Origin of the sequence: Symbiopectobacterium purcellii, assembly GCF_052050035.1 — a bacterium.
GTDB classification, from domain to species: Bacteria; Pseudomonadota; Gammaproteobacteria; order Enterobacterales; family Enterobacteriaceae; genus Symbiopectobacterium; species Symbiopectobacterium purcellii_A.
Map to the genome: position 1 here is coordinate 4,080,701 of NZ_CP189882.1, position 17,041 is coordinate 4,097,741.

Annotated in this window: 17 protein-coding genes and 10 pseudogenes; 17 read left to right on the plus strand and 10 right to left on the minus strand. The window is 45.5% G+C overall.

Features of this window, described 5'->3' with window-relative positions; genetic code table 11:
* Window positions 1-39: 39 nt before the first annotated feature.
* The 3 genes from ACQGXV_RS27770 to ACQGXV_RS27780 form a co-directional block, all read right to left on the minus strand.
* Entirely contained in the window at window positions 40-441 is a 402-nt protein-coding gene (locus ACQGXV_RS27770) for a coiled-coil domain-containing protein (RefSeq protein WP_440863817.1), read from the minus strand.
* Window positions 442-693: 252 nt separating this feature from the next.
* A complete protein-coding gene (locus tag ACQGXV_RS27775) occupies window positions 694-987 on the minus strand; it encodes a transposase family protein (protein WP_440867643.1) in 294 nt (97 codons plus the stop codon).
* Entirely contained in the window at window positions 984-1,907 is a 924-nt protein-coding gene (locus ACQGXV_RS27780) for an IS5 family transposase (protein ID WP_440863818.1), read from the minus strand. Before ACQGXV_RS27780 ends, ACQGXV_RS27775 begins: the two co-directional genes overlap by 4 nt.
* Window positions 1,908-2,234: 327 nt before the next feature.
* Here ACQGXV_RS27780 and ACQGXV_RS27785 point away from each other — a divergent pair.
* Window positions 2,235-3,447 (plus strand): annotated as a pseudogene (locus tag ACQGXV_RS27785) (IS256 family transposase).
* Between the two features lie 27 nt (window positions 3,448-3,474).
* Here ACQGXV_RS27785 and ACQGXV_RS27790 read toward each other — a convergent pair.
* On the minus strand, window positions 3,475-3,810 hold the full coding sequence (locus tag ACQGXV_RS27790) for a DUF1640 domain-containing protein (protein WP_440863819.1): 336 nt from the start codon (window positions 3,808-3,810) through the stop codon (window positions 3,475-3,477).
* 136 nt (window positions 3,811-3,946) lie between these two features.
* On the opposite strand from ACQGXV_RS27790, the pseudogene ACQGXV_RS27795 reads away from it, so the two are divergent.
* Window positions 3,947-4,078 (plus strand): annotated as a pseudogene (locus ACQGXV_RS27795) (IS5/IS1182 family transposase); the annotation flags it as partial.
* A gap of 198 nt (window positions 4,079-4,276) precedes the next feature.
* A pseudogene (locus ACQGXV_RS27800) lies at window positions 4,277-4,468 on the plus strand (IS5/IS1182 family transposase); the annotation flags it as partial.
* Window positions 4,469-4,508: 40 nt separating this feature from the next.
* Here the strand turns inward: ACQGXV_RS27800 and ACQGXV_RS27805 are convergent.
* Both ACQGXV_RS27805 and ACQGXV_RS27810 read right to left on the minus strand, forming a co-directional pair.
* A complete protein-coding gene (locus ACQGXV_RS27805) occupies window positions 4,509-5,762 on the minus strand; it encodes a hypothetical protein (RefSeq protein ID WP_440863820.1) in 1,254 nt (417 codons plus the stop codon).
* A 212-nt stretch (window positions 5,763-5,974) separates the two neighbouring features.
* A pseudogene (locus tag ACQGXV_RS27810) lies at window positions 5,975-6,301 on the minus strand (transposase); the annotation flags it as partial.
* A 129-nt stretch (window positions 6,302-6,430) separates the two neighbouring features.
* Between ACQGXV_RS27810 and ACQGXV_RS27815 the strand changes: the two are divergent.
* From ACQGXV_RS27815 to ACQGXV_RS27825, 3 genes are read left to right on the plus strand one after another with little or no spacing between them, the layout of a single operon-like run.
* Complete coding sequence (locus tag ACQGXV_RS27815) at window positions 6,431-6,796, plus strand: IS630 transposase-related protein (RefSeq protein WP_440862584.1); 366 nt, start codon at window positions 6,431-6,433, stop codon at window positions 6,794-6,796.
* Window positions 6,720-7,253, plus strand: coding sequence for an IS630 family transposase (locus ACQGXV_RS27820; RefSeq protein WP_440862665.1), 534 nt, complete (start codon window positions 6,720-6,722; stop codon window positions 7,251-7,253). The genes ACQGXV_RS27815 and ACQGXV_RS27820 overlap by 77 nt, the downstream gene beginning before the upstream one ends.
* Window positions 7,178-7,390, plus strand: coding sequence for a helix-turn-helix domain-containing protein (locus ACQGXV_RS27825; RefSeq protein ID WP_440863821.1), 213 nt, complete (start codon window positions 7,178-7,180; stop codon window positions 7,388-7,390). The genes ACQGXV_RS27820 and ACQGXV_RS27825 overlap by 76 nt, the downstream gene beginning before the upstream one ends.
* A 226-nt stretch (window positions 7,391-7,616) precedes the next feature.
* Here ACQGXV_RS27825 and ACQGXV_RS27830 read toward each other — a convergent pair.
* Window positions 7,617-7,796: pseudogene (locus tag ACQGXV_RS27830) on the minus strand (IS5/IS1182 family transposase); the annotation flags it as partial.
* Window positions 7,797-7,881: 85 nt separating this feature from the next.
* Here ACQGXV_RS27830 and ACQGXV_RS27835 point away from each other — a divergent pair.
* The 4 genes from ACQGXV_RS27835 to ACQGXV_RS27850 all read left to right on the plus strand — a co-directional run bounded on the left by ACQGXV_RS27835 (window position 7,882) and on the right by ACQGXV_RS27850 (window position 10,296).
* Complete coding sequence (locus ACQGXV_RS27835; RefSeq protein ID WP_440863665.1) at window positions 7,882-8,133, plus strand: hypothetical protein; 252 nt, start codon at window positions 7,882-7,884, stop codon at window positions 8,131-8,133.
* A 186-nt stretch (window positions 8,134-8,319) separates the two neighbouring features.
* Window positions 8,320-8,916: a transposase family protein gene (locus ACQGXV_RS27840; RefSeq protein ID WP_440863822.1), complete on the plus strand. Its 597-nt coding sequence runs from the start codon at window positions 8,320-8,322 to the stop codon at window positions 8,914-8,916.
* A gap of 50 nt (window positions 8,917-8,966) precedes the next feature.
* Window positions 8,967-10,178 carry an IS256 family transposase gene (locus ACQGXV_RS27845; RefSeq protein WP_440863823.1) on the plus strand — a complete coding sequence of 404 codons (1,212 nt, stop codon included), beginning with the start codon at window positions 8,967-8,969 and terminating at the stop codon, window positions 10,176-10,178.
* Entirely contained in the window at window positions 10,156-10,296 is a 141-nt protein-coding gene (locus ACQGXV_RS27850) for a hypothetical protein (protein ID WP_440863824.1), read from the plus strand. Before ACQGXV_RS27845 ends, ACQGXV_RS27850 begins: the two co-directional genes overlap by 23 nt.
* Window positions 10,297-10,348: 52 nt before the next feature.
* On the opposite strand, the pseudogene ACQGXV_RS27855 reads toward ACQGXV_RS27850, so the two are convergent.
* Window positions 10,349-11,095: pseudogene (locus ACQGXV_RS27855) on the minus strand (IS5 family transposase); the annotation flags it as partial.
* Between the two features lie 83 nt (window positions 11,096-11,178).
* Between ACQGXV_RS27855 and ACQGXV_RS27860 the strand changes: the two are divergent.
* The 5 genes and pseudogenes from ACQGXV_RS27860 to ACQGXV_RS27880 all read left to right on the plus strand — a co-directional run.
* The gene (locus ACQGXV_RS27860; RefSeq protein ID WP_440863825.1) at window positions 11,179-11,766 is read left to right on the plus strand and encodes a transposase family protein; all 588 of its coding nucleotides are present in this window, start codon (window positions 11,179-11,181) and stop codon (window positions 11,764-11,766) included.
* Window positions 11,767-12,132 (plus strand): IS630 transposase-related protein, encoded by a 366-nt coding sequence (locus ACQGXV_RS27865; RefSeq protein WP_440862584.1) that lies wholly within the window; start codon window positions 11,767-11,769, stop codon window positions 12,130-12,132.
* Window positions 12,056-12,607 (plus strand): IS630 family transposase, encoded by a 552-nt coding sequence (locus tag ACQGXV_RS27870; RefSeq protein ID WP_440867644.1) that lies wholly within the window; start codon window positions 12,056-12,058, stop codon window positions 12,605-12,607. Before ACQGXV_RS27865 ends, ACQGXV_RS27870 begins: the two co-directional genes overlap by 77 nt.
* Window positions 12,608-12,664: 57 nt before the next feature.
* Window positions 12,665-13,609 (plus strand): IS30 family transposase, encoded by a 945-nt coding sequence (locus tag ACQGXV_RS27875; protein WP_440863826.1) that lies wholly within the window; start codon window positions 12,665-12,667, stop codon window positions 13,607-13,609.
* Between the two features lie 143 nt (window positions 13,610-13,752).
* Window positions 13,753-14,042: pseudogene (locus tag ACQGXV_RS27880) on the plus strand (IS5/IS1182 family transposase); the annotation flags it as partial.
* 478 nt (window positions 14,043-14,520) lie between these two features.
* Here the strand turns inward: ACQGXV_RS27880 and ACQGXV_RS27885 are convergent.
* A pseudogene (locus ACQGXV_RS27885) lies at window positions 14,521-14,596 on the minus strand (IS1 family transposase); the annotation flags it as partial.
* A 195-nt stretch (window positions 14,597-14,791) separates the two neighbouring features.
* A pseudogene (locus tag ACQGXV_RS27890) lies at window positions 14,792-14,926 on the minus strand (IS1-like element transposase); the annotation flags it as partial.
* 594 nt (window positions 14,927-15,520) lie between these two features.
* On the opposite strand from ACQGXV_RS27890, the gene ACQGXV_RS27895 reads away from it, so the two are divergent.
* Window positions 15,521-16,837 (plus strand): glycoside hydrolase family 28 protein, encoded by a 1,317-nt coding sequence (locus tag ACQGXV_RS27895; RefSeq protein ID WP_440863827.1) that lies wholly within the window; start codon window positions 15,521-15,523, stop codon window positions 16,835-16,837.
* An 81-nt stretch (window positions 16,838-16,918) separates the two neighbouring features.
* Window positions 16,919-17,038 (plus strand): annotated as a pseudogene (locus ACQGXV_RS27900) (helix-turn-helix domain-containing protein); the annotation flags it as partial.
* Window positions 17,039-17,041 lie beyond the last annotated feature (3 nt).

Sequence of the window (17,041 nt, forward strand, 5' to 3'; positions counted from 1 at the left end):
CAATCACGTTCCGCCTGACCCAAGGGATATAGTGCACCGTCACATTTTGAGAATGGCAGCAATGATGCTCACGGCAGCGGCGACCATTAGACCAAGCCGGATGGTCATCTGCATGCCAAGCTTCTCAAATTTATCGTTAATTTTATCGAAACCAGCAGTCATATCCTTACGGACATCGGCTATCTCTGCGGATAAGTCCTTACGGACATCGGCTATCTCTGCGGATAAGTCCTTACGGACATCGGCTATCTCACGCTTCACCTCGGCGATATCAGCGGACAGGTCTTTGCGCACGTCCTCGAGATCGCGCTTTGTAGCAAGATCTGCTACCTCGTGTGATTTTCGCACAACAAGAGATATCGCCTTGGCCTGGTCTTTCGGCAACCCGGCGTTTTCCAGCGTTTCAACGAACTCTTGAGTATCAAATGCAACCTGGCCCATAGCGGATCCTCCTGTGTTAAGCCAAGTGTAAGCGATCTGACCGCCAATCTGCAAAATTTTACCCGTTAGCCCTCTGATAACCACATCCGTTTAATTATGGATAAATGGTTATGTCTAAATTAGTTGTCATTGAAAATTCCACGATGCCTTGCTGAGAAAGAAAATCAGGCCCCTTATCCCGCCGCGAAGCGGGGCGCAATAAGCGTGTTGCTTAATAGTGAAATAAGGATGTTTCGGTGATTGAAGTAAATTTTACGCTGTTCTGAGATGGAAATTCCAAAGACCGGCGCTAAGGAGTAAGAAGGTATCATCAATAAAGGGTCTACGATTCCGTAAAATTTGGGTCATGCAACCGAGGCGCTTGATACCCGCGATGGCGTGTTCAACTGTAATACGGATGCCCGAGATTATTTTATTTTCTTGTTTTTGTTCAGGCGATAAAGGTCTTTTTCGAGTTCCTTTTTTTGGGATTTGTGTATTAGGATGGGCTTTGTTGAATAAATCAGAATTAGCCGACAGGATGACTCCCTCTGCTACACCTGTTATCCTATCCTGACGCTGTGTGGCATACCCAACAACGTCATACGGTTCAGCGCTTTGACCATCGCTATGGCTTCACCTACTTGAGCCTCATAGTCACGCAGGCTCAGATGGCCACCCAGCAAAGTTTTTATGCGGAACATCGCTGTTTCTGCCACTGAACGCCGGTGATAACCCACTTTCTTTTTCCACATATCATTACTCCCGCTCAGACGCTGATTCGCCACCGCATGGTTACGTTCATGGTACTTGTCCGGCCAGTATTTGGCTCCGCTTCGCGGCGGGATAAGGGGCCTGATTTTCTTTCTTAGCAACGCATCGTGGCAGTAACGGGCGTCATAAGCACCGTCTGCTGACACTTCCCTGATTTTTCGGTGGGTTTGGTTAATCAGGCACGGCAGTGCCTGCGCATCTGTCGTTCCGCTGAGCGATAAGTCGGCACAGATAATCTCATGCGTCGCACTGTCTGCTGCCAGATGAAGCTTGCGCCACACTCTTCGTCTGTCAGCCCCATGCTGCCTGACTTTCCATTCACCTTCGCCAAAGACCTTCAGACCGGTACTGTCGATGACCAGATGCGAGATTTCACCACGCGTTGGCGTTTTTATGCTGATACTGACGGTTTGTGCCCGCCGACTGACCAGAGAGTAGTCCGGGCAGCGCAGTGGCAGGTTCATCAGTGTAAAAACCGAGTCGACAAAGCCCTGTAATGCCCGGAGCGACAGGTTAAACACGCGCTTTATCATCAAAACCGTGGTAACAGCCATATCGGTGTAGTAAAGCGGCCGACCACGACCTTCAGGCGAAGAACTGTCAGTCCATGCAGCGATGGCCGACTCATCAAGCCAGACCGTCAGGGAGCCGCGTTGTCTGAGTGCTTTGTTGTAGGTGGGCCAGTTGGTGATTTTAAACTTTTGCTTTGCCATGGGGAGCTGCTATCGGGAGCGATGATAGTGCTTTGATCCGGCGATCCCCTGAAAGTTCGATTTATTCAACAAAGCCCATCTAAAGACGAACGCTTTAAGAATTACAGAGGGCGTTACGGTGCTGTCAGAAGCGACTAATTCGAGATAGGGACATCACCCCCTGTCAACAGGTGACCGTGCAATCACGTTCCGCCTGACCCAAGGGATATAGTGCACCGTCACATTTTGAGAATGGCAGCAATGATGCTCACGGCAGCGGCGACATCATGAGAGTGTAAAAAGATCTGTGTAAATGGCATTTTGAGGAAAACCTTCAGAGGACAAAAAATGCCTATCAGCAACGAACTTATTGACCAACTGCTTCAGGATTGCCACTCCCCTCAGGAGCTTCTGGGTGAATCCGGCCTACTCAAGGAGCTGACTAAAAGACTGGCGGAACGGGTTCTTCAAGCTGAGATGGAGATACACCTTGGGTATGCTAAGCATGACCCGGCTGGTAATAATTCAGGCAACTCCCGCAATGGCAAGACATCCAAGAGCGTACGTAGCCAAAATGGGGCGCTCGAGCTCGATATTCCGCGCGACCGCAACAGTACCTTCGAGCCGACACTGATCGGTAAGCACGAAAAGCAGCTTAACGGCTTCGATGACCGCATTATTTCTCTCTATTCCAGAGGGCTATCAACCCGTGATATTCAGGCTCACTTTAAAGAAGTTTACGGGGTCGATGTTTCCGCTGGCTTCATTTCTCAAGTGACCAATGCCGTGATGGATGACGTTAAGCGCTGGCAGCAACGGCCGCTGGATGCGTTTTATCCCATTGTTTACCTTGACTGTATTGTGGTCAAAAGCAAGGACGGCGGAGCCGTGACCAACAAGTCTGTTTACTTGGCTCTAGGCATCAACGGTCAGGGCGAAAAAGAGCTGCTGGGGGTATGGATAGCCAAAACCGAGGGGGCCAAGTTCTGGTTATCTGTAATGACAGAACTGAAAAATCGTGGGCTACAGGACATCTTCATCGCCTGCTGCGATGGCCTGAAGGGCTTTCCTGATGCCATTGAAGCTGTTTACCCGCATACGCGGGTACAGCTCTGCATCGTGCATCAGGTTCGGAACTCGCTGCGCTACGTCGGCTGGAAAGAGCGTAAAGCCGTTGCTGCTGACCTCCGCACTATCTATAGTTCCGCAACGCTAGAGGGCGCTGAAGAGGCCCTGGATGCCTTCGCGGACAAATGGGATGAGCAGTTCCCGACGATCAGCCCATCGTGGAGAAATAATTGGCAACGTCTCATCGTCATTTTTGATTTTCCGCCGGAGATTCGCAAGGTTATCTACACCACCAACGCGATAGAGTCGTTAAATGCTTCATTGCGCAAGATAACGAAAACGCGACGAATATTTCCAACGGATGACTCGGTGCTAAAATTATTCTATCTAAGCCTTGCATAATATCTCGGCTAAATGGACCCTACCAATCAGAGACTGGAAACCGGCTATGAGCCAATTCATGTTGATGTATGGAGATCGGATTTCCGGTTAAGCGATGGAGCCATTTACACGAAATTCTTTACAGACTCACCATTATCCCAAGCGGGATAGCCATCTGCATGCCAAGTTTATCGAAACCAGCAGTCATGTCCTTACGGACATCAGCTATCTTCGCATCGGTCTTCTCGAAGCGAGCCTGCATCTGAGCTTCGTTCTTCTCGAAGCGAGCGTAAATATCCTTGCGAACGTCAGCGATATCGCGCTTCACTTCGCCAATATCAGCCTTGGTAGCGACATCCGCCACTTCGTGAGACTTACGTACGACAAGCGAGATCGCCTTGGCCTGCTGACTGGTAAGCCCGGCGGTTTGAAGCTCTTCTGACGCCTGCAATGTATCAAATGCGACTTGGCACATAGCGGATCCTCCTGTGTTAAGCCAAGTGTAACCGATCTGACCGCCAATCTGCAAAATTTTACCCGTTAGCCCTCTGATAACCCCATCCGTTTAATTATGGAGAAATCGTTATGTCTAAATTAGTTTTCATTGAAAATGCCACGATGCGTTGCTGAGAAAGAAAATCAGGCACCTTATCCCGCCGCGAAGCGGGGCTCAATACTGGCCGGACAAGTACCATGAACGTAACCATGTGGTGGCGAATCAGCATCTAAGCGGCAGCAATGACGAGTGGAAGGGCTTTGTTGAATAATTTAAGATACTGATTTATATAAGTATTATAAAATTTCAACGACTAATTTTTCCTCTCGGAATGCTTTTTATTGTGCTAACTATTTGATTTGTCGTTCTAACAAAATACATTCTCTGTAAATGCATTCTAACTAAAGAAGATGTAAATCAAACGGTTAAATTATTCAACAAAGCCGAGTGGAAGAAGAAAGTGGGCTATCATCGCCGTTTAGTGGCAGAAACGGCGATGTTCCGCATCAAAACTCTGCTGGGTGGCCATCTGAGCCTGCGTGACTATGACGCACAGGTGGGCGAAGCGATGGCTATGGTCAAAGCGCTGAACCGTATGACGCTGTTGGGTATGCCGGACAACGTGCGGATTGGGTAACAGGTGTTCCGGTGGGAGCATCCTGTTGGCTAACTTTGATTTATTCAACAAAGCCAAACCACGTGTAATGATAATTTCTTATTTCAGCGTGTGGTTTTGTATCTTTGGGATCAAAGCTTATTTTCAAATTTGTTGTTAACCTGTTGTATACACTATCAGTGAATATATCTAGCTGCTCATGATCGTTATTGGAAAGAGATTCGTAGTCGAGATACGAATCGATCTCCGCACATAATCCAATTGGACTCCAAAGACAACAGCCGTCAGGTTTAAAAGAGTCGTTTATTATGCAATTTGGGAAATCACTTTGGCTAAAGTACGTATTCAAACCTTCATTTTCAAATGAAGGGGGGAGCTCAGATATTGCTTCCTTTATACTATCTTCGATTTCCTTTTTGTATGTCTTAAGAAGTTGGTTCTTTACCTCCTTAGCAGAAGCATTATTAGCCCAGACAATATCACCGGTATTTTTTAGCAGCACACATCTGAAAAAACAATATCCATCAGGCTTAACAGCTATCTGCTGCAATTTTTTATGCTGAGCATGTGTTAAAACTTCAGGAGACTCTTGTATTATGTTTGTCATCTCCGGATGGGGGGGGTGGAGTCTTACACTCTGTTCTATACTGCTTTCTTTCGTTAGTCTCATCTGAACGCTTTGCGTTTTTATTAATTTACCAAAAATAAGATTCACAGGTGCAACTTGCATTTCTGCTTCACTGGTCACAGAAAATAATTTTTTTTCTTCAAAAATATGATCATCAAGGCCTATAGCGATAGAGTTTCTTTTGGAAACGTCTCTCCCTGCCTCAGTCTCTATTTTGATGCTGGCAGAAAACCCTTGAAATGCATTCCCATGTTTATTAAGTGGATTGTAAATGGGATTACCTTGATATTTAACCACGTTATTTACGCCACGCTGCTCATCGCCAAGGCTTCTGATAAAACCGGGCCGCGTTGATGCGTTACTTCTAGGGATCCCCTGAAAGGTGTTTCCATGTTTATTAAGTGGATTGTAAATGGGATTACCTTGATATTTAACCACGTTATTTACGCCACGCTGCTCATCGCCAAGGCTTCTGATAAAACCGGGCCGCGTTGATGCGTTACTTCTAGGGATCCCCTGAAAGGTGTTTCCATGTTTATTAAGTGGATTAGCACACGGTGTATTATAAATGGAATGTGTGTTTTTTGCTAATACTGTCGGATTATTATTTCCTTTTCCATTACTAGCAGAGATCTGCTGGGAATTTAACACACAATTATCCAGCCGCTTTAAATTTACTACAGTCATATTTTTCCTTATTGCGCTAATATCAAGTGAAGCAGTTAAATGATATCATTGGATATTGTATGTTTCTTCTTAGCATAACTATTAAGAATCGGCTTTTCACAACAACAGGGGCTTTGTTGAATAAATCGAACTTTTAGGAGATTGGCGGATCTGATCGGCTTTGTTGAATAAATCAGAATTAGCCGACAGGATGACTCCCTCTGCTACACCTGTTATCCTATCCTGACGCTGTGTGGCATACCCAACAACGTCATACGGTTCAGCGCTTTGACCATCGCTATGGCTTCACCTACTTGAGCCTCATAGTCACGCAGGCTCAGATGGCCACCCAGCAAAGTTTTTATGCGGAACATCGCTGTTTCTGCCACTGAACGCCGGTGATAACCCACTTTCTTTTTCCACATATCATTACTCCCGCTCAGACGCTGATTCGCCACCGCATGGTTACGTTCATGGTACTTGTCCGGCCAGTATTTGGCTCCGCTTCGCGGCGGGATAAGGGGCCTGATTTTCTTTCTTAGCAACGCATCGTGGCAGTATAGCCAACCGACTTAAAAATGATTACATCCTATGCCCTGATATGCGGCAAAGAAGCATAGCTGGCTGTTATCAAAATAATGTCGCTTGGCTATATAGCTAAACGACTTAATTTTGATTACATTATTTAAATGAGCTATTCAATTGATTTTAGACGTAAAGTGATATCTACACGGAAAAACGAAGGGTTGAGTATCCGAGAAACAGCGAAGCAATTTCGGATTGGCCCTGCCTCTGTATCGCGTTGGATTAATCAAATAGAGTCAAAAGCATCGACCACGCGTCAGCGAAAGATCGATAAATCCGAGTTGATAAAAGATGTTGAACAATATCCAGATGCTTACCAAAAAGAACGTGCAGAGCGTTTTGGCGTTTGTCAGAAGGCCATTTGGCAAGCGCTTAAAAAGCTGGGATTGACCTATAAAAAAAACTCTACGTCATCCGAAAGCCGACGAAAACGCCCGGCAGGGATTTCAACAAAAAAAACAACAGTATGAAAAAGAAGGTAAACCTATTGTTTTTATTGATGAAAGTGGTTTTTCACACGATGCACCACGGACTCACGGCTATTCCCCAAAAGGTCAACGGTGTTTTGGCCTGAAGAACTGGGGAGCTAGGGGAAGAACAAATGTTATCGGCGCTTTATTAGGCACAACGCTGTTTGCTATCGGATTATTTGATATCAATATTAACAGCGATGTTTTCTATGCCTGGGTCACACAAGTCCTTATCCCAGTACTCCCTAAAAACAGTGTAATCATGATGGACAATGCCACTTTTCACAAAAAACATAATATTCAACAAGTCATCATCGATGCAGGGTATATGGTGGAGTATTTGCCTACATATTCGCCAGATCTTAACCCAATTGAGCATAAATGGGCACAAGCAAAAAGCAAAAAAAGAGAGATGGGTTGCGATACAGAGAGTTTGTTCTCAGTCCATATGGTGTAATCAAAATTAAGTCGCTTGGCTATACCTACCAGGAAGCCGCGAAAGCCATTAACGTCAGTCTTTCAGCGATTAGCCGGTGGGTAAGAGCCCTTCGTTTAGAACGTCAAGGGGCTTTGTTGAATAATTTAAGATACTGATTTATATAAGCATTATAAAATTTCAACGACTAATTTTTCCTCTCGGAATGGCTTTGTTGAATAATTTAACCGTTTGATTTACATCTTCTTTAGTTAGAATGCATTTACAGAGAATGTATTTTGTTAGAACGACAAATCAAATAGTTAGCACAATAAAAAGCATTCCGAGAGGCTTTGTTGAATAAATCAGAATTAGCCGACAGGATGACTCCCTCTGCTACACCTGTTATCCTATCCTGACGCTGTGTGGCATACCCAACAACGTCATACGGTTCAGCGCTTTGACCATCGCTATGGCTTCACCTACTTGAGCCTCATAGTCACGCAGGCTCAGATGGCCACCCAGCAAAGTTTTTATGCGGAACATCGCTGTTTCTGCCACTGAACGCCGGTGATAACCCACTTTAAACTAGTTGCTGAATAGAGACTTGCATTTTTTGTCAGGCTATTGAGAATAAAAAGAGGTTTAACTTAGAGAATAAAGGTTTGAAATGATCAACAAAGAGCGGTTGTTACGAGATAATCGTTTATGTAAAGCAATCATTGGATTATCAGTCGAAGAATTGAAAAATTTAGCCGCTGAATTTTCAGCTTGTTATTTGATTTATCGGAAAAAGAATCGAAAAGATCACGAGCGGCAGATGGGTGCAGGGCAGAAAGGATTTATCCCAACCCCATTAGATAAACTGCTTTTTATTTTATTGTATTTAAAATGGGCTTTGTTGAATAATTTAAGATACTGATTTATATAAGCATTATAAAATTTCAACGACTAATTTTTCCTCTCGGAATGCTTTTTATTGTGCTAACTATTTGATTTGTCGTTCTAACAAAATACATTCTCTGTAAATGCATTCTAACTAAAGAAGATGTAAATCAAACGGTTAAATTATTCAACAAAGCCTTTAAAATGTTATCCGACCTATGATTTGCAAGGACTTCTTTTTGGTTTAGATAGAACACGGGTATGTCGCTGGGTAAAAATATTATTGCCGGTTTTAGAGATGACCTTGGGGCGAGAATGTGTTTTGCCCGCTCGTCAAATTCGCTCTGCTGAGGAATTTTTTCGCGCCTTTCCTGGAGTTAAAGACGTCTTTATTGATGGGACAGAGCGACCTGTCCAAAAGCCTAAGAATCTGCGTCGGCGAAAAAAAATGTATTCGGGAAAGAAAAGACAGACCACTCGAAAAGGGCTTATTATGACTGACGAAACAAGGCAAATTGGATTTATCCCCATGAGCAAAAATGGGCGCGGTCACGATAAACGCTTACTCGATAAAGTCGATATAATTCGCCATATTCCTCCTGAGGTAACCATCTGGGCAGATACCGGTTTTCAAGGTATAGATAAACAGCATCCTAATACACAAATCCCAAAAAAAGGAACTCGAAAAAGACCTTTATCGCCTGAACAAAAACAAGAAAATAAAATAATATCGGGCATCCGTATTACAGTTGAACACGCCATCGCGGGTATCAAGCGCCTCGGTTGCATGACCCAAATTTTACGGAATCGGAGACTGTAAAATAATCTGTGTAAATGGCATTTTGAGAAAAACCTTCAAAGGATAACAAAATGCCTATCAGCAACGAACTTATTGACCAACTGCTTCAAGATTGTCACTCCCCTCAGGATCTGCTGGGTGAATCAGGCCTACTCAAGGTGCTGACTAAAAGACTGGCGGAACGGGTTCTTGAAGCTGAGATGGAGATGCACCTTGGGTATGCTAAGCATGACCCGGCAGGTAATCATTCAGGCAACTCCCGCAATGGCAAGACATCCAAGAGCGTACGTAGCCAAAATGGGGAGATCGAGCTCGATATTCCGCGCGACCGCAACAGTACCTTCGAGCCGACACTGATCGGTAAGCACGAAAAACAGATTAACGGCTTCGATGACCGCATTATTTCTCTCTATTCCAGAGGGTTATCAACCCGTGATATTCAGGCACACTTTAAAGAAGTCTACGGGGTCGATGTTTCCGCTGGCTTCATTTCTCAAGTGACCAATGCTGTGATGGATGAAGTTAAGCGCTGGCAGCAACGGCCGCTGGATGCGCTTTATCCCATTGTTTACCTTGACTGTATTGTTGTCAAAAGCCAGGACGGCGGAGCCGTGGCCAACAAGTCTGTTTATCTGGCCCTCGGCGTCAACGGCCAGGGCGAAAAAGAGCTGCTGGGGCTATGGATAGCCAAAACTGAGGGGGCCAAGTTCTGGTTATCTGTGATGACAGAACTGAAAAATCGTGGGCTAAAGGACATCTTCGTCGCCTGCTGCGATGGCCTGAAAGGCTTTCCTGATGCCATTGAAGCTGTTTACCCGCATACGCGGGTACAGCTCTGCATTGTGCATCAGGTGCGGAACTCGCTGCGCTACGTCGGCTGGAAAGAGCGTAAGGCCGTTGCTGCTGACCTGCGCACCATCTATAGTTCCGCAACGCTAGAGGGCGCTGAAGAGGCCCTGGATGCCTTCGCGGCCAAATGGGATGAGAAGTTCCCGACGATCAGCCCGTCGTGGAGAAATAATTGGGAACGTCTCATCGTCATTTTTGACTTTCCGCCGGAGATCCGCAAGGTTATCTACACCACCAACGCGATAGAGTCGTTAAATGCTTCATTGCGCAAGATAACGAAAACGCGACGAATATTTCCAACGGATGACTCGGTGATAAAATTACTCTATCTAGCCTTGCATAATATCTCTGCTAAATGGACCTTGCCAATCAGAGACTGGAAACCTGCTATGAGCCAATTCATGTTGATGTATGGAGAACGAATCTCCGGTTAAGCAATGGAGCCATTTACACAAAATTCTTTACAGACTCCGGAATCGTAGACCCTTTATTGATGATACCTTCTTACTCCTTAGCGCCGGTCTTTGGAATTTCCATCTCAGAACAGCGTAAAATTTACTTCAATCACCGAAACACCCTTATTTCACTATTAAGCAACACGCTTTTTCTTTTTCCACATATCATTACTCCCGCTCAGACGCTGATTCGCCACCGCATGGTTACGTTCATGGTACTTGTCCGGCCAGTATTTGGCTCCGCTTCGCGGCGGGATAAGGGGCCTGATTTTCTTTCTTAGCAACGCATCGTGGCAGTAACGGGCGTCATAAGCACCGTCTGCTGACACTTCCCTGATTTTTCGGTGGGTTTGGTTAATCAGGCCCGGCAGTGCCTGCGCATCTGTCGTTCCGCTGAGCGATAAGTCGGCACAGATAATCTCATGCGTCGCACTGTCTGCTGCCAGATGAAGCTTGCGCCACACTCTTCGTCTGTCAGCCCCATGCTGCCTGACTTTCCATTCACCTTCGCCAAAGACCTTCAGACCGGTACTGTCGATGACCAGATGCGAGATTTCACCACGCGTTGGCGTTTTTATGCTGATACTGACGGTTTTTGCCCGCCGACTGACCAGAGAGTAGTCCGGGCAGCGCAGTGGCAGGCTCATCAGTGTAAAAACCGAGTCGACAAAGCCCTGTAATGCCCGGAGCGACAGGTTAAACACGCGCTTTATCATCAAAACCGTGGTAACAGCCATATCGGTGTAGTAAAGCTGCCGACCACGACCTTCAGGCGAAGCACTGTCAGTCCATGCAGCGATGGCGGACTCATCAAGCCAGACCGTCAGGGAGCCGCGTTGTCTGAGTGCTTTGTTGTAGGTGGGCCAGTTGGTGATTTTAAACTTTTGCTTTGCCATGGGGAGCTGCTATCGGAAGCGATGATAGTGCTTTGATCCGGCGATCCCCTGAAAGTTCGATTTATTCAACAAAGCCTATTTTATTGTATTTAAAATGTTATCCGACCTATGATTTGCAAGGACTTCTTTTTGGTTTAGATAGAACACGGGTATGTCGCTGGGTAAAAATATTATTGCCGGTTTTAGAGATGACCTTGGGGCGAGAATGTGTTTTGCCCGCTCGTCAAATTCGCTCTGCTGAGGAATTTTTTCGCGCCTTTCCTGGAGTTAAAGACGTCTTTATTGATGGGACAGAGCGACCTGTCCAAAAGCCTAAGAATCTGCGTCGGCGAAAAAAAATGTATTCGGGAAAGAAAAGACAGACCACTCGAAAAGGGCTTATTATGACTGACGAAACAAGGCAAATTGGATTTATCCCCATGAGCAAAAATGGGCGCCGTCACGATAAACGCTTACTCGATAAAGTCGATATAATTCGCCATATTCCTCCTGAGGTAACCATCTGGGCAGATACCGGTTTTCAAGGTATAGATAAACAGCATCCTAATACACAAATCCCAAAAAAAGGAACTCGAAAAAGACCTTTATCGCCTGAACAAAAACAAGAAAATAAAATAATCTCGGGCATCCGTATTATAGCTAAACGACTTAATTTTGATTACATTATTTAAATGAGCTATTCAATTGATTTTAGACGTAAAGTGATATCTACACGGAAAAACGAAGGGTTGAGTATCCGAGAAACAGCGAAGCAATTTCGGATTGGCCCTGCCTCTGTATCGCGTTGGATTAATCAAATAGAGTCAAAAGCATCGACCACGCGTCAGCGAAAGATCGATAAATCCGAGTTGATAAAAGATGTTGAACAATATCCAGATGCTTACCAAAAAGAACGTGCAGAGCGTTTTGGCGTTTGTCAGAAGGCCATTTGGCAAGCGCTTAAAAAGCTGGGATTGACCTATAAAAAAAACTCTACGTCATCCGAAAGCCGACGAAAACGCCCGGCAGGGATTTCAACAAAAAAAACAACAGTATGAAAAAGAAGGTAAACCTATTGTTTTTATTGATGAAAGTGGTTTTTCACACGATGCCCCACGGACTCACGGCTATTCCCCAAAAGGTCAACGGTGTTTTGGCCTGAAGAACTGGGGAGCTAGGGGAAGAACAAATGTTATCGGCGCTTTATTAGGCACAACGCTGTTTGCTATCGGATTATTTGATATCAATATTAACAGCGATGTTTTCTATGCCTGGGTCACACAAGTCCTTATCCCAGTACTCCCTAAAAACAGTGTAATCATGATGGACAATGCCACTTTTCACAAAAAACATAATATTCAACAAGTCATCATCGATGCAGGGTATATGGTGGAGTATTTGCCTACATATTCGCCAGATCTTAACCCAATTGAGCATAAATGGGCACAAGCAAAAAGCAAAAAAAGAGAGATGGGTTGCGATACAGAGAGTTTGTTCTCAGGCCCCATTCCCACTCGAAACGCAACAAAGTGACCCACTGGCCAGAGTCGGATAAAATCACCGTTCTGGCCCTACTGGAGATCCCGTTGCATGCAGGGAAAACATCTGACTCACAAAGAACGGTTCTACATCGAAAAGCGGCGTGGTGATGGGGTTAACCAGTCCACCATCGCCCGGGAACTGGAGCTTCCTCGTTCTACCATCAGCAGGGAACTCAGACGCAATACCGACGCCGCTTTCAACGGGGTCTATTCCTGCAGAAGGGCCGAAACGTTGGCCAGAGGGCGGCGGCAGAAAACACGGCCGGACAGCGTGATTAACCAGCTTGAACCGCACATTCAGGACTTTATCAGAACGGCGCTGTCTACCCACACCTCACCTGAGGTCATCAGTGGGCGCCTGGTCCTGGAATTTGGCCTGTCCGTCAGCAAGAACTCGCTCTATCGCTATATCCAGCAGGAGCGCCGGGCCGGCGGTGAGCTGTATCAGCAGCTCCCTCATCGGGGTAAACGGTATAACTATCAGACCGATGAGAACAAACGCGGTCCTATTCCCAACCGTGTTGGCATTGAGCAGCGGCCGGCCGTTGCTGACCTCAAGCAGGAACCCGGGCATTTCGAGATTGACACCATCTTTGGCAAAGATCAGAAATCATTCCTGCTGACGGTGGTCGATAAAGCCGTCAAGCTGGTCATCATTCGCAAACTGCCCAACAAGCGAGCAGAGACAGTGGTAGCGGCCTTCAGGGACATCGTTGCCAATACCTTCTGCGAGTTTAAAACCCTGACTGCTGACAACGGTTCTGAATTTTCCCAGCACGGGGAAATTACAAAAGTCACGGGGGCACCGGTCTACTTTGCCCGGCCATATCATTCCTGGGAACGCGGGTTGAATGAGCATACCAACGGGCTGATACGGCGTTTTTACCCGAAGGGAACGGACTTCAATTATGTCACCCATCGCAAGGTTGCAGCACTCGAACACCTGCTCAATACGCGAGGCCGAAAATCGCTGGGTTATCGTTCTCCAAATTAGGTATTTTTAACGCACTTACAGGCGGCATAATGCCCTACCGTTTTGTTGCGTTTCGACTGGGAATGGGGCTTAGCCCTCTGATAACCCCATCCGTTTAATTATGGATAAATGGTTATGTCTAAATTAGTTGTCATTGAAAATTCCACGATGCCTTGCTGAGAAAGAAAATCAGGCCCCTTATCCCGCCGCGAAGCGGGGCGCAATACTGGCCGGACAAGTACCATGAAGGTAATCATGCGGTGGGGAATCAGCATATGAGCGGCAGCAATGACGAGTGGAAAAAGAAAGTGGACTATCACCGCCGTTCAGTGGCAGAAACGGCTATGTTCCGCATCAAAACTCTCCTGGGTGGCTATCTGAACCTGCGGGACTATGACGCGCAGGTGGGTGAAGCGATGGCGATGGTCAAGCGCTGCACCGGATGACGCTGTAGTGTCAAAGCGTTTCGCGGGCCAAATATAGCCAACCGACTTAAAAATGATTACATCCTATGCCCTGATATGCGGCAAAGAAGCATAGCTGGGGCTTTGTTGAATAATAGGTAATCATGCTGTTTTTCCATGCCAGTTTTGGTAGAAAATGCTTGTCATCTCAGATTTTCCGTTTTCTCATGGGGTATAACTTAATGATTTTACTTTTATGAGTTCAGTCGTTTCACTGGGCTGGCAGCATAAAATCTATTTATTCAACAAAGCCCATAGCTGGACGACTTCTGTGCCCGGCTCCGGCTTTGTTGAATAATTTAAAATACTGATTTAAATGGGTATTATAAAATTTTAACGACTAAATTTTACTACCGTAATGCTTTTTATTGTGCTAACTATTTGATTTATCGCTCTAACAAAATACATTTTCTGTACATGCATCCCACCTAAAGAAGTTGTAAATCAAAACGTTAAATTATTCAACAAAGCCCCCGGCTCCACGCTCTGTGCCACTTGGCCCGGTGTAAGTTTTTAAATGACGCAGAACGGTATTGAGACTTATACGTGGCTTTGTTGAATAATTTAACATGCTGATTTACATAATTATTATAACACTTCAACAACTAAGTTTTCCAGCCGTAATGCTTTTTATTGTGCTAACTACTTGATTTGTCGTTCTAACAAAATACAGTCTCTGTACATGCATTCTAACTAAAGAAGATGTAAATCAAACGGTTAAATTATTCAACAAAGCCCTTATACGTAAGAGTCTTGCGGTATCTCGGCATCCAGAGCCATTCATTGCCATATCAACAATGGTCTGATGGGTTTCAGGTTTCGCACCCTTGTAACGAAAGTTGAGCTGGAAGGTCTTCAGACATTGATTACAACGAGGCTTTGTTGAATAATTTAAGATACTGATTTATATAAGCATTATAAAATTTCAACGACTAATTTTTCCTCTCGGAATGCTTTTTATTGTGCTAACTATTTGATTTGTCGTTCTAACAAAATACATTCTCTGTAAATGCATTCTAACTAAAGAAGATGTAAATCAAACGGTTAAATTATTCAACAAAGCCTTACAACGATAAAGCTGCGCACCTGAAATGGAATGACAGTTTCGGATAACCCCCTGTATTTCAGAATAGCAGGGACAAACCACATCAATCTTTGCCATCAACTCATCCAAAAGGCAAAGAATAAAACAACACTAAATCTGAGTGACTACCAATTTATTTAACAGAGCCCTTCTGCGACAGCGGAAAAGGGGCGGCGATAGCGGTATAGCCAAACGACATTATTTTGATAACAGCCAGCTATGATTCTTTGCCGCATATCAGGGCATAGGATGTAATCATTTTTAAGTCGGTTGGCTATAACACGAAGTATAACTTTGTGACACTTTCTTAAGCGGCAACGAGAGAACTGCGTCTGCGATTCTGTTTTAATTATAGTTTGAAAGAAAACAACACAGGCTATACCGATGCAAGCAAAAACACTCAAAACATTACTGTCGCTTTGCCTCACATGTTTATTGAGTACCGTGCACGCCGCCGATCGTCGGCAGGTGCAGGAGCCCACATACCCGCAGCAAATTTGTACCACCCTGAATCCCGAGCCCGGAAACAATCAGCAACGGATTCAGCTGGCCATCGATAACTGCCCTGAGGGTCAAGCCGTTCAATTAATCGCCGCCAACGACCAAAATACCTTTTTAAGCGGCCCACTGAGTATACGTTCCGGCATATGGCTATGGGTGGATAAAGGTGCCGTGCTCGCAGCCTCCGCCAACCCCACCGATTACGACAAAGGCAATGGTATTTGCGGCACGATCAGCGATCAGAAGGGGCAATGTCAGCCCTTTATTCATATTGATAACGTACAGGGCGGCGGCCTGGTCGGCGAAGGTACAATTGATGGGCGTGGCAACCAGATCATGGAAGGTACAACTGAAACCTGGTGGCAGTTGGCGCGACGTGCGCAAAAGGAAGGGGGCTACCAGAACGTGCCTCGTCTTATTCAGGTGGATAACGCCAAAAATCTGATCTTTTATCACATCCATTTAATCAACTCGCCTAACTTTCATCTGGCGCTGAGTAAAGTACAAGGGATCACGGTGTGGGGAGTTGTTATCGATACCCCAGCAGATGCGCGTAATACGGACGGTATCGATCCCGGGGCAGCAACCGATGTGACAATAGCGAAAAGTTTTATCCGCACCGGTGATGACAATATTGCGATTAAAGCAGGCAACAATGGGCCAACACGTTTTATCTCTATTCTGGATAACCACTTCTATTCCGGTCATGGCATGTCTATCGGTAGTGAAACCAACAGCGGCGTCAGCTATATTCTAATTAAAGATCTTACCTTGGATGGAACAACATCAGGCATCAGAATTAAAAGTGATTCCAGCCGTGGTGGAATCGTTGAAAACGTCAAGTATGAGAATGTCTGTTTACGCAATAATATATTCCCGATTACGATGGATACGGCTTATGAAGGCAAAAAGGGCAACCTAATTCCCTGGTACCACGATATTTTGCTGAAAAATGTGTCCGGTAACGGCGGCAATGTGTTACTTAACGGCTATGATAGCGATCATCCTCTTGAGGTGACCTTTGACGGTGTGAAAATCCATAATCTTCAGGGCTGGCATCAACAGAACGCCCTTGTTCATGTGGCCGAAGGCGGTTTAACCCCAGCGCCCTCGACCATCCCCGACACACCAGCGGTGGAAACTGCGTGTACCTGTGAAGACAAATGGCTGTCTTTCCCGCTGTCAGCGCCAATGATATAAGACTGTAATTCACCATTTGGATTGTCCGCTCCAGCCAAGATGTTGTTTCCTTCAGGTTCTCATACCAGAAAGGACATCGACATGCTGAGCAGAGAGGACTTTTACATGATAAAGCAAATGCGTAAGCAAGGTGCGTACATTGTCGATATCGCGACTCAGGTTGGTTGTTCTGAGCGTACCGTCAGACGGTATCTTAAATGGCTC

Excerpts from the sequence above, each read along its gene's own strand:
- ACQGXV_RS27770 (WP_440863817.1), bottom strand. The coding sequence starts at position 441 with ATGGGCCAGGTTGCATTTGATACTCAAGAGTTCGTTGAAACGCTGGAA.
- ACQGXV_RS27780 (WP_440863818.1), bottom strand. The coding sequence starts at position 1,907 with ATGGCAAAGCAAAAGTTTAAAATCACCAACTGGCCCACCTACAACAAA.
- ACQGXV_RS27790 (WP_440863819.1), bottom strand. The coding sequence starts at position 3,810 with ATGTGCCAAGTCGCATTTGATACATTGCAGGCGTCAGAAGAGCTTCAA.
- ACQGXV_RS27805 (WP_440863820.1), bottom strand. The coding sequence starts at position 5,762 with ATGACTGTAGTAAATTTAAAGCGGCTGGATAATTGTGTGTTAAATTCC.
- ACQGXV_RS27815 (WP_440862584.1), top strand. The coding sequence starts at position 6,431 with ATGAGCTATTCAATTGATTTTAGACGTAAAGTGATATCTACACGGAAA.
- ACQGXV_RS27825 (WP_440863821.1), top strand. The coding sequence starts at position 7,178 with ATGGGCACAAGCAAAAAGCAAAAAAAGAGAGATGGGTTGCGATACAGA.
- ACQGXV_RS27835 (WP_440863665.1), top strand. The coding sequence starts at position 7,882 with ATGATCAACAAAGAGCGGTTGTTACGAGATAATCGTTTATGTAAAGCA.
- ACQGXV_RS27845 (WP_440863823.1), top strand. The coding sequence starts at position 8,967 with ATGCCTATCAGCAACGAACTTATTGACCAACTGCTTCAAGATTGTCAC.
- ACQGXV_RS27850 (WP_440863824.1), top strand. The coding sequence starts at position 10,156 with ATGGAGAACGAATCTCCGGTTAAGCAATGGAGCCATTTACACAAAATT.
- ACQGXV_RS27865 (WP_440862584.1), top strand. The coding sequence starts at position 11,767 with ATGAGCTATTCAATTGATTTTAGACGTAAAGTGATATCTACACGGAAA.
- ACQGXV_RS27875 (WP_440863826.1), top strand. The coding sequence starts at position 12,665 with ATGCAGGGAAAACATCTGACTCACAAAGAACGGTTCTACATCGAAAAG.
- ACQGXV_RS27895 (WP_440863827.1), top strand. The coding sequence starts at position 15,521 with ATGCAAGCAAAAACACTCAAAACATTACTGTCGCTTTGCCTCACATGT.